The sequence below is a fragment of the Dactylosporangium sp. NPDC005572 genome (assembly GCF_040605515.1).
GTDB lineage: Bacteria > Actinomycetota > Actinomycetes > Mycobacteriales > Micromonosporaceae > Dactylosporangium.
In genome coordinates, this window is the sequence record NZ_JBEXCY010000019.1 from 76,959 (window position 1) to 84,915 (window position 7,957).

9 protein-coding genes are annotated in these 7,957 nt (G+C 73.9%); 4 read left to right on the plus strand and 5 right to left on the minus strand.

Going from position 1 to position 7,957, the window contains the following annotated elements:
- Positions 1–63: 63 nt before the first annotated feature.
- Together ABZS66_RS12905 and ABZS66_RS12910 are read left to right on the plus strand one after the other, a co-directional pair.
- On the plus strand, positions 64–999 hold the full coding sequence (locus ABZS66_RS12905; protein WP_354757294.1) for an AraC family transcriptional regulator: 936 nt from the start codon (positions 64–66) through the stop codon (positions 997–999).
- Positions 996–1,370 carry a YchJ family metal-binding protein gene (locus ABZS66_RS12910; protein ID WP_354757295.1) on the plus strand — a complete coding sequence of 125 codons (375 nt, stop codon included), beginning with the start codon at positions 996–998 and terminating at the stop codon, positions 1,368–1,370. Before ABZS66_RS12905 ends, ABZS66_RS12910 begins: the two co-directional genes overlap by 4 nt.
- Here the strand turns inward: ABZS66_RS12910 and ABZS66_RS12915 are convergent.
- The gene (locus tag ABZS66_RS12915) at positions 1,352–1,762 is read right to left on the minus strand and encodes an ATP-binding protein (RefSeq protein ID WP_354757296.1); all 411 of its coding nucleotides are present in this window, start codon (positions 1,760–1,762) and stop codon (positions 1,352–1,354) included. The two genes, ABZS66_RS12910 and ABZS66_RS12915, sit on opposite strands and share 19 nt — an antisense overlap.
- Positions 1,763–1,862: 100 nt before the next feature.
- Here ABZS66_RS12915 and arfB point away from each other — a divergent pair, with 100 nt between their 5' ends.
- Both arfB and ABZS66_RS12925 read left to right on the plus strand, forming a co-directional pair.
- Positions 1,863–2,300 (plus strand): alternative ribosome rescue aminoacyl-tRNA hydrolase ArfB, encoded by a 438-nt coding sequence (gene arfB / locus ABZS66_RS12920; RefSeq protein ID WP_354757297.1) that lies wholly within the window; start codon positions 1,863–1,865, stop codon positions 2,298–2,300.
- A gap of 36 nt (positions 2,301–2,336) precedes the next feature.
- Entirely contained in the window at positions 2,337–2,975 is a 639-nt protein-coding gene (locus ABZS66_RS12925) for an epimerase (RefSeq protein WP_354757298.1), read from the plus strand.
- Here the strand turns inward: ABZS66_RS12925 and paaI are convergent.
- From paaI to ABZS66_RS12945, 4 genes are all read right to left on the minus strand, one after another.
- Positions 2,959–3,372, minus strand: a complete 414-nt coding sequence (gene paaI, locus ABZS66_RS12930; protein ID WP_354757299.1) for a hydroxyphenylacetyl-CoA thioesterase PaaI — start codon at positions 3,370–3,372, stop codon at positions 2,959–2,961. The two genes, ABZS66_RS12925 and paaI, sit on opposite strands and share 17 nt — an antisense overlap.
- Positions 3,372–3,962: an NUDIX hydrolase gene (locus ABZS66_RS12935; protein ID WP_354757300.1), complete on the minus strand. Its 591-nt coding sequence runs from the start codon at positions 3,960–3,962 to the stop codon at positions 3,372–3,374. The genes paaI and ABZS66_RS12935 overlap by 1 nt, the downstream gene beginning before the upstream one ends.
- A complete protein-coding gene (locus tag ABZS66_RS12940; protein WP_354757301.1) occupies positions 3,959–5,665 on the minus strand; it encodes a CTP synthase in 1,707 nt (568 codons plus the stop codon). The genes ABZS66_RS12935 and ABZS66_RS12940 overlap by 4 nt, the downstream gene beginning before the upstream one ends.
- A gap of 61 nt (positions 5,666–5,726) precedes the next feature.
- On the minus strand, positions 5,727–7,826 hold the full coding sequence (locus tag ABZS66_RS12945; RefSeq protein ID WP_354757302.1) for a hypothetical protein: 2,100 nt from the start codon (positions 7,824–7,826) through the stop codon (positions 5,727–5,729).
- Between the last annotated feature and the right edge of the window lie 131 nt (positions 7,827–7,957).

A 7,957-nucleotide genomic window follows, 5' to 3' on the forward strand; every position in this document is an offset into this window, starting at 1 on the left:
TCGGGCCGAGACGTGCCATGGCCGAGACGCGCGGATCCATGCGCGGGCGTCTACGGTGGGGGCGTGGACGCGCTGACCGCCCTCCTCGACGGGCCGCGGGCCCGGGGCGCGTTCCTGCTGCGCTCGGTGCTCACGCCGCCGTGGTCGCTGCGCATCCGCGACGAGGCCGCCCTCGCGGTCGCGGCGGTCGTGCGCGGCGCCGCCTGGTACGTGCCCGACGACGGCAAGTCCGTCGAGCTGCACCCCGGCGACGTCCTGGTGGTCCGCGGGCCCGGCCACTACACGGTGGCCGACCCACCGGACTGCCCGCCGCAGATCGTCATCCACCCGGGCCAGCGCTGCACCACGCCCGACGGGCGGGACCTCGCCGAGCTGATGTACCTCGGGGTGCGCACCTGGGGCGACGACCCGGACGGCCCGACGGTGATCCTCACCGGCGCCTACCAGCTGGCCGGCGAGGTGAGCCGCCGGCTGCTCGGCACGCTGCCGCAGGCCCTGATGGTGCCGCGGGAGGACTGGGACACGCCGCTCGTCACGCTCCTGGCCGACGAGATCGCCAAGGACCGGCCCGGCCAGGAGGCGGTCCTCGACCGGCTGCTCGACCTCGTGCTCATCACGGCGCTGCGCACCTGGCTGGCCCGGCCCGGCACCGCGCCCGGCTGGTACCGGGCCCAGTCCGACCCGGTGATCGGCCCGGCCCTGCTCCTGCTGCACCACGACCCGGCCGCGCCGTGGACCGTGGCCGCCCTGGCCGCGCGGGTCAAAGTGTCGCGGGCGCTGCTGGCCCGCCGCTTCACCGAGCTCGTCGGGGAGCCGCCGATGGCGTACCTCGCCGGCTGGCGCCTCGCGCTCGCCGCCGACCTGCTGCTGGAGCCGGGCGCGACGCTCGGCGCGGTGGCCCGGCAGGTGGGCTACGGCAGCGCGTTCGCGCTGAGCGCGGCGTTCAAGCGGGTGCGCGGCGTGTCACCGCGCGAGCATCGGGGAGAATCCGAGGCGTGATCCCGGAGAAGTGCCCCTGCGGCCTCGGCGAGCCCTACGACGACTGCTGCGGGCAGTACCACCGCGGTGCCGAGCCGCCGAGCGCCGAGCTGCTCATGCGCGCCCGCTACGCGGCGTACGTCGTCGGCGACCGCGCGTTCCTGCTGCGCACCTGGCACGAGAAGACCCGGCCGCGGGCGCTCACCCTGGAGTCGAACCAGACCTGGCAGGGGCTGGCGATCCTCGACCGGCAGGGCGGCGGCATCTTCGACACCGAGGGCGTCGTCGAGTTCCGGGCCCGCTACACCGCCGAGGGCCGCCCGGGCACGATGCACGACCGCAGCCGGTTCGTGAAGGTGGGCGGGGCCTGGCGCTACGTCGACGACGTCTGAATCCGCAGGACCACGATGGTGCCGCCGGCTCCGGTGCGCACCTCGACGGCGTCGACGAGGTGGCGGGCCAGCCACAGGCCGCGGCCGCTGGTCGCGTTGCTGGGCGGGAGGGTCTGGCCGTTGAGCCGCTCGGCCGGGATGCCGCTGCCCTTGTCGGTGACCTCGCAGACCAGCTCGCCGTCGATCACCCACATGCGCAGCGAGCCGCGGCCGCCGGCGTGGCGCACGGCGTTGGTGACGATCTCGTTGACGGCCAGCACGAAGTCCTCGAGCCGCTGCTCGCGCAGCCCGACGGCCGCGGCGCCGCGGCCGACGGCGTGGCGGACCGCGGTGATCTGCTCAGCGTCGAAGTCCTCGACCAGCAACGCCGTCGTCTGCACGGCATCGGCCACGGCGTCACCTTTCCCGCTGCGTCCCGCCGAGACTACCTCCCGCCTCCGGCGGCCCGGTGACGAAGTCACCCTGGAGTGCAACATGCAATGCGGGCACCGCATGCTTGACGGCGTGGACGACGACTTGCGGGTCACCCCCGACATCGCCCTGCCCCGGTCCGAGCTCACCTGGCGGTTCAGCCGGTCCGGCGGCCCGGGCGGGCAGTCGGTGAACACCACCGACTCGCGGGTCGAGCTGCGCTTCGACCTGGCCGCGTCCGGCGCGCTGCCCGAGCTGCTGAAGACGCGGGCGCTGCACCGCCTGGCCGGCCGGCTCGTCGACGGGGTGCTGTCGGTGGTGGCGTCGGAGCACCGCTCCCAGCTGCAGAACCGCCGCGCGGCCGAGGAGCGCCTGGTGGAGATCCTGGCGGCGGCGGTGGCCCCGCCACCCAGACCGCGGAAGCGGACCAAGCCGTCACGCGGCGTGATCGAACGCCGCCTGTCGGACAAGCGCCACACATCGCTGCGCAAGCAGCACCGCCGGCGCCCCGAGGACTGAAGTTGACCGCACGGCGACGTTGTTCATAGTGAAGGCATGAAGGTCATCGTCTTCGGCGCGACGGGCATGGTCGGCCACGGTGTGCTCCGCGAGTGCCTGCTCGCGGACGACGTGGAAGAGGTCCTCGCCGTGACCCGCAGCCCCCTCGCCGTCAGCCACGCCAAGCTGCGCACACTGCAGCACGACAACTTCGCGGACTTCACCGGCGTGGACTTCGCGGGCTACGACGCCTGCTTCTTCTGCCTCGGCGTCTCCTCCGTCGGCATGTCCGAGCCCGACTACCGCCGCACCACGTACGACTACACCCTCGCCGCGGTCCGCGCGATGCCGACCGACCAGGTCTTCGTCTACGTCTCCGGGGCGGGCACCGACACCAACGGCCGGCAGATGTGGCAGCGGGTCAAGGGCCGCACCGAGGACGACGTCATCGCGTCGCCGGTGCGCGGCTACGCGTTCCGGCCAGGCTTCATCCGCCCGATGCACGGCGCGCGGTCGAAGGTGTGGTACTTCCACGCGCTGTACGTCGCCCTCACCCCACTGTCGGCGCTGCTGGTGCGGGGGTTCCCGGGCATCGCGACGACGACCGAGCGGCTGGGCCGGGCCATGCTGCGGGTCGCCCGCGACCGCCCGGACCAGCGCGTCTGGGACTCCAAGGCGATCAACGCGGCGGGATAGCGCGGGACCGGCCGCGGAACTCGGCGACCACCGTGCCGTCCGGCCGGGTCACCGTCACGTCGTAGACGCCGGCCCGGCCGCGGCGGACGCGCTCCACGGCCACCGCCGTCAGCACGTCCCCCTCCCGGACCGGCTCCAGGAACTCGACGTCGGCCCCGGCCGCCACCGTCGGCGTGCCGTACGAGTTGCAGGCGAACGCGAACGCGGTATCCGCCAGCAGGAACACGAAGCCGCCGTGGCCGATGGCGTGGCCGTTGAGCATGTCCGGGCGGACGGTCATCGTCGCCGTGGCCCGGCCGGGGCCGACTGCGGAGACGGTGATGCCGAGCGAGCGGGAGGCGACGTCGGCCGCGTACATCGCCTCCGCGCTCGCCTGCGCTCTGGCCGCAGGGTCCATCAGGTGGCGGCGGACGCCGGGCGCAGCGTCGACCAGCCCCGGTCCCGGGCGGTGGCCGCCGCCAGGACACCGATCGCGCAGGCCGCGTTGGTGACCTCGCCGGCGAGCACCATGCGGACCGCCTCGTCGAGGTCGATCCAGTGCAGCTCGAGCTCGGCCTCCTCGTGCGTCCGCTCGTGGCGCTCCGCCAGCGGTACCGTGGAGATCTCCCGGGCCAGGAAGAGCCGGATCTTCTCGTTGGACGCACCCGGCGACGGGTGGATCTCGACGAGCAGGTCCCAGCGGGCGGCCACCAGGTCGGCCTCCTCGGCCAGCTCCCGGGCGGCCGCGTCGGCGAGCGGCTCGCCCGCGACGTCGACCAGGCCGGCCGGCAGCTCCCACAGCACGGTGCGGACGGCCGGCCGGTACTGGCGGACCAGCGCCACCCGGCCGTCGGCGTCGACGGCGACCACGCCGACGGCGCCGACGTGCACCATGTAGTCGCGGGCGACGACGTCACCGCCGGGCATCACGACCTCGTCGGTGACGATCGCGAACACGCGGTTGCGCAGCCGTTCGGTGTGCGACCGGACCTCGTACGTATGCGTCATGCGTCGATCGTCTCAAGTTCCACGGGGAGACGATCAGCCGCGTTGTAGGCGACGGCCGCGCCGACGAACGCGGCGAACAGCGGGTGCGCGCGGGTCGGGCGGCTCTTGAGCTCCGGGTGCGCCTGGGTGGCGACGAAGAACGGGTGCGTGTCGCGGTCGAGCTCGACGAACTCGACGAGCCGCCCGTCCGGGGAGGTGCCGGAGATCTTCAGGCCGGCCTTCGTCATCGCCTCGCGGTAGGCGTTGTTCACCTCGTAGCGGTGGCGGTGGCGCTCGGAGACCTCGGTCGCGCCGTACGCCTCGGCGGTGAGGGTGCCGGCCTCGAGGTGCGCCGGGTAGGCGCCGAGGCGCATCGTGCCGCCCAGGTCGCCCTTGCCGGCGACGATGTCCTCCTGGTCGGCCATCGTCGAGATGACCGGGTCGGACACGTCCGGGTCGAACTCCAGCGAGTTGGCGCCGGCGATCCCGCCCACGTTGCGGAGCACCTCGATCGTCATGCACTGCAGGCCGAGGCAGAGCCCGAGGGTCGGGATGCCGTGTTCCCGGGTGTACTGCGACGCGCCGATCTTGCCCTCGATGCCCCGCACGCCGAAGCCGCCGGGGATGACCACGCCGTCGACGCCCGACAGCGCCTGCGCGGCACCGGCCGGGGTGGTGCAGGCGTCGCTGGGCACCCAGCGGATCTCGACGCGCGCCCGGTGCGCGAAGCCGGCGGCCCGGACCGCCTCGGTGACCGAGAGATAGGCGTCCGGCAGGTCGACGTACTTGCCGACGATGGCGACGGTGACCGTCTGCCGCGGGTGGTGGACCCGGTCGAGCAGGTCGTCCCACTTCTTCCAGGCGACGTCGCGGAACGACAGGCCGAGCCGGCGCACGACGTAGGCGTCGAGGCCCTCCTCGTGCAGCACCCGTGGGATGTCGTAGATGGACGGGGCATCGGGCGCGGACACGACCGCCTCGGCGTCGACGTCGCAGTACAGCGCCAGCTTGTGCTTGGTCTTGTCCGGGATCTCCCGGTCGGAGCGGCAGACCAGCGCGTCGGGCTGGATGCCGATGCTGCGCAGGGCGGCGACCGAGTGCTGGGTCGGCTTGGTCTTCAGCTCGCCGCTGGGCGCCAGGTAGGGCACCAGCGAGACGTGCAGGAAGAAGCAGTGGTCCCGGCCGATGTCGTGGCGGACCTGGCGGATCGCCTCCAGGAACGGCAGCGACTCGATGTCGCCGACCGTGCCGCCGACCTCGGTGATGACGACGTCGGGCGCGACGCCGTCGGCGTCGGGGGCGGACATCGCCCGGATGCGGGCCTTGATCTCGTTGGTGACGTGCGGGATGACCTGGACGGTGTCGCCGAGGTACTCCCCGCGGCGCTCCTTGGCGATCACGGCCGAGTAGATCTGGCCGGTGGTCACGTTGGCGTTGCGCGAGAGGTCCTGGTCGAGGAACCGCTCGTAATGCCCGATGTCGAGGTCGGTCTCGGCGCCGTCCTCAGTGACGAAGACCTCACCGTGCTGGAACGGGTTCATCGTTCCCGGGTCGACGTTGAGATACGGGTCGAGCTTCTGCATGACGACCCGCAACCCGCGGGCACTGAGCAGACTGCCCAGGCTGGAGCCGGTGAGACCCTTGCCGAGCGAGGAGGCGACGCCCCCGGTGACGAAGATGTGCTTGGCCTGCCGGCTGGCACCGGTCCGTATCGAGCGATCCACGGGAGTCCAGCCTAACAGCAGGTGAACGCTGGTGCAGAAGACACACCCGGCGTCACGAGCATCACACCGACCTGTCGTCGGCGTGGTCGAGCACTCTGAGACAGGCGAGCACCACCAGCGGTAACGCTGTGGCGAGGGCCGCGCCGAGGACGTTGAGCGACACGCCCTCGACCAGACCGGCCAGCAGCGACGCCACCACGAGCCCCGCCAGCGCCCCCCGAACGGGTGGGAAGACGCCCAGCAGGCGCCGCAGCCCGCCCCAGTCGCGCAGCAGGACGAAGGTGGCGTACAGCAGGGAGCCGAGCACCAGCACGGTCAGCGGGCTGGTGACCGTGGTGACGACGTTCGCCTCGCCGATGCGCCGGGCGATGAACCCGGCCGTGCCGTCCAGGGTCCGCACGAGCAGCCGGCCGACGCTGCTGCGCTGCTCCTCCGGGCGGAACAGGTCGAGAACCGCGAACCCGGCGGTGACGACGAGCGCCGCGCCGAACGCCCACAGCAACCGGGTGATGGTCAGCCAGCCGCCGACCGCCATCGCGGCGGCGACGCAGATCCCGGCGGTGAGGGCCACCGCGCCGGACGCGTCGGCGCCGAGGTACGGGCTGCCGATGACGACCATGCCGACCGCGCCGACGACGGCGATCACGAACGGCCGCCAGCGCCGCTCGAAGCGCTGGGCGAGGGCCGCACCGCCGAGCAGCACGCCGGTGACGAGCAGGCCGAGGCCGATGACGCCGACGCCCGCGTACCGGCCGCCGACCAGTGCCGAGTAGCCGGCCACCCCGTTGAGCTGCAGCCGGGAGCCGGTGAGCACATCGAACGCGACGGCCAGGGCGGCGAGCGTGGCCACCCCGCCCAGCGGCGCGATGGCCCGGCTGCGGGCGGTGACGTACGCGAGGACGAACGTGGCCACGGCGAGCACCCCGAGCGTCACGCCGCCGAACATGAGCCCCGGCGACGACCACCGCCACCAGGGCAGCAGGTCGGCGACGAGCGCGGCCGGGACGGCCAGGGAGGCGGCGAGCAGCAGCACCTCGGCGGCCCGCTGCAGCCACGCCGGCGTCGGGGTGTACGACTGCGGGCCGCCGGGCCTTCTCGCCCGGTGCAGCAGCGGTACCGCGGCCAGGAAGATCAGCAGCTCGGCGACCACGAGGCCGGTGAAGAAGTTCGAGCCGACCCGCCGCTGGATGCTCGCCTCCCGGTCGGCGTCGGCGAGCTCGTCGACGGCCGCGGCCAGGTCGGCCGGCCGGCCGCCGGTCATCGACGCGGCCCCGCCGGCGAAGAGCTTGCCGGGGATCGGCCGGTCCAGCGCCGCGAGGGCGGTCGGGGCCAGGTCGACGACCTGCACGTAGCCGGGGCGGGACGTCGACGGCGAGGTGAGCCAGCCGCCGGTGTAGCCGGGCCCCTGGGCGATCGCGACGTGCAGCCGGCCGGTGGCGTCGAGGTCGGACAGGCCGGCCAGGACGACGACGGCCCGCTCCGGCCGGCCGGCCATGACGCTCGCCAGCACGGCGTCGGCCCGCCGGGCGTCGCCGGCCCGGGCCGCGGCGTCGCCGCCCTCGATCTGCCCGGCGTCGACCAGCGTGAGCGCGCAGGCGGACAGCAGGCTCTCGTCGACGGTCTCCGAGTAGCGGTCGACCCGCCCGTAGGGCCGGGCGGCGGCGATCGCGGCGCCGGGGCCGATCGCGGTGGTGCAGCGCACGCCCTCGGCCAGCGCGCCCGGCCGGGCGCCCCAGTGCAGGTTGCGGTTGCGCGCGACGACGTCGGCCTGGTCGGGCAGCGACGCGCCGGACTTGCCCTGCGTGTCGGGCTCGATGACGGCGCTCAGCGGCGGGCAGACCGGGGTGACCGCGCCGGGCGTGTAGATCGCGAAGTTGCCCGCGCCGAGGGTCAGCCAGCCGTCGCCGGCGCAGGTGACCCGCCGGGCCGAGCGCACCGACAGCGCGCCGATCGAGCCGGCCTGGGCGAGCTGCCACATGGTCGGGGTGTCGTCGGGGTTCACGTCGTCCCAGCGCAGCCCGGCGACCCCGACGACGATCACGTAGTCGGCGGCCGGGGCGACCGGCTCGGCGGCCGGGCGCGGGATGAGGGCGACGATGCCGAGCAGTCCGACGACGAGCGCGAGCAGGACCGGGGTGAAGCGATGCAGCCAGTGCCGCATCAGCCCTCCCCGCGGGCGCGCAGCTGCGCGTACACCGCCTCGACCTGCTTCACGGTGTCCTCGGCGGTCGGCCAGGTGGCGGCCTGCGCGAGGCCCTTGCGGCCCAGCTCCTCCCGGGCGCCCGGGTCGTG

What these genes read in the sequence shown, in the direction of transcription:
- arfB (WP_354757297.1), top strand. Translation starts at nt 1,863, where the DNA reads ATGCTTGACGGCGTGGACGACGACTTGCGGGTCACCCCCGACATCGCC.
- ABZS66_RS12925 (WP_354757298.1), top strand. Translation starts at nt 2,337, where the DNA reads ATGAAGGTCATCGTCTTCGGCGCGACGGGCATGGTCGGCCACGGTGTG.
- paaI (WP_354757299.1), bottom strand. Translation starts at nt 3,372, where the DNA reads ATGGACCCTGCGGCCAGAGCGCAGGCGAGCGCGGAGGCGATGTACGCG.
- ABZS66_RS12935 (WP_354757300.1), bottom strand. Translation starts at nt 3,962, where the DNA reads ATGACGCATACGTACGAGGTCCGGTCGCACACCGAACGGCTGCGCAAC.
- ABZS66_RS12945 (WP_354757302.1), bottom strand. Translation starts at nt 7,826, where the DNA reads ATGCGGCACTGGCTGCATCGCTTCACCCCGGTCCTGCTCGCGCTCGTC.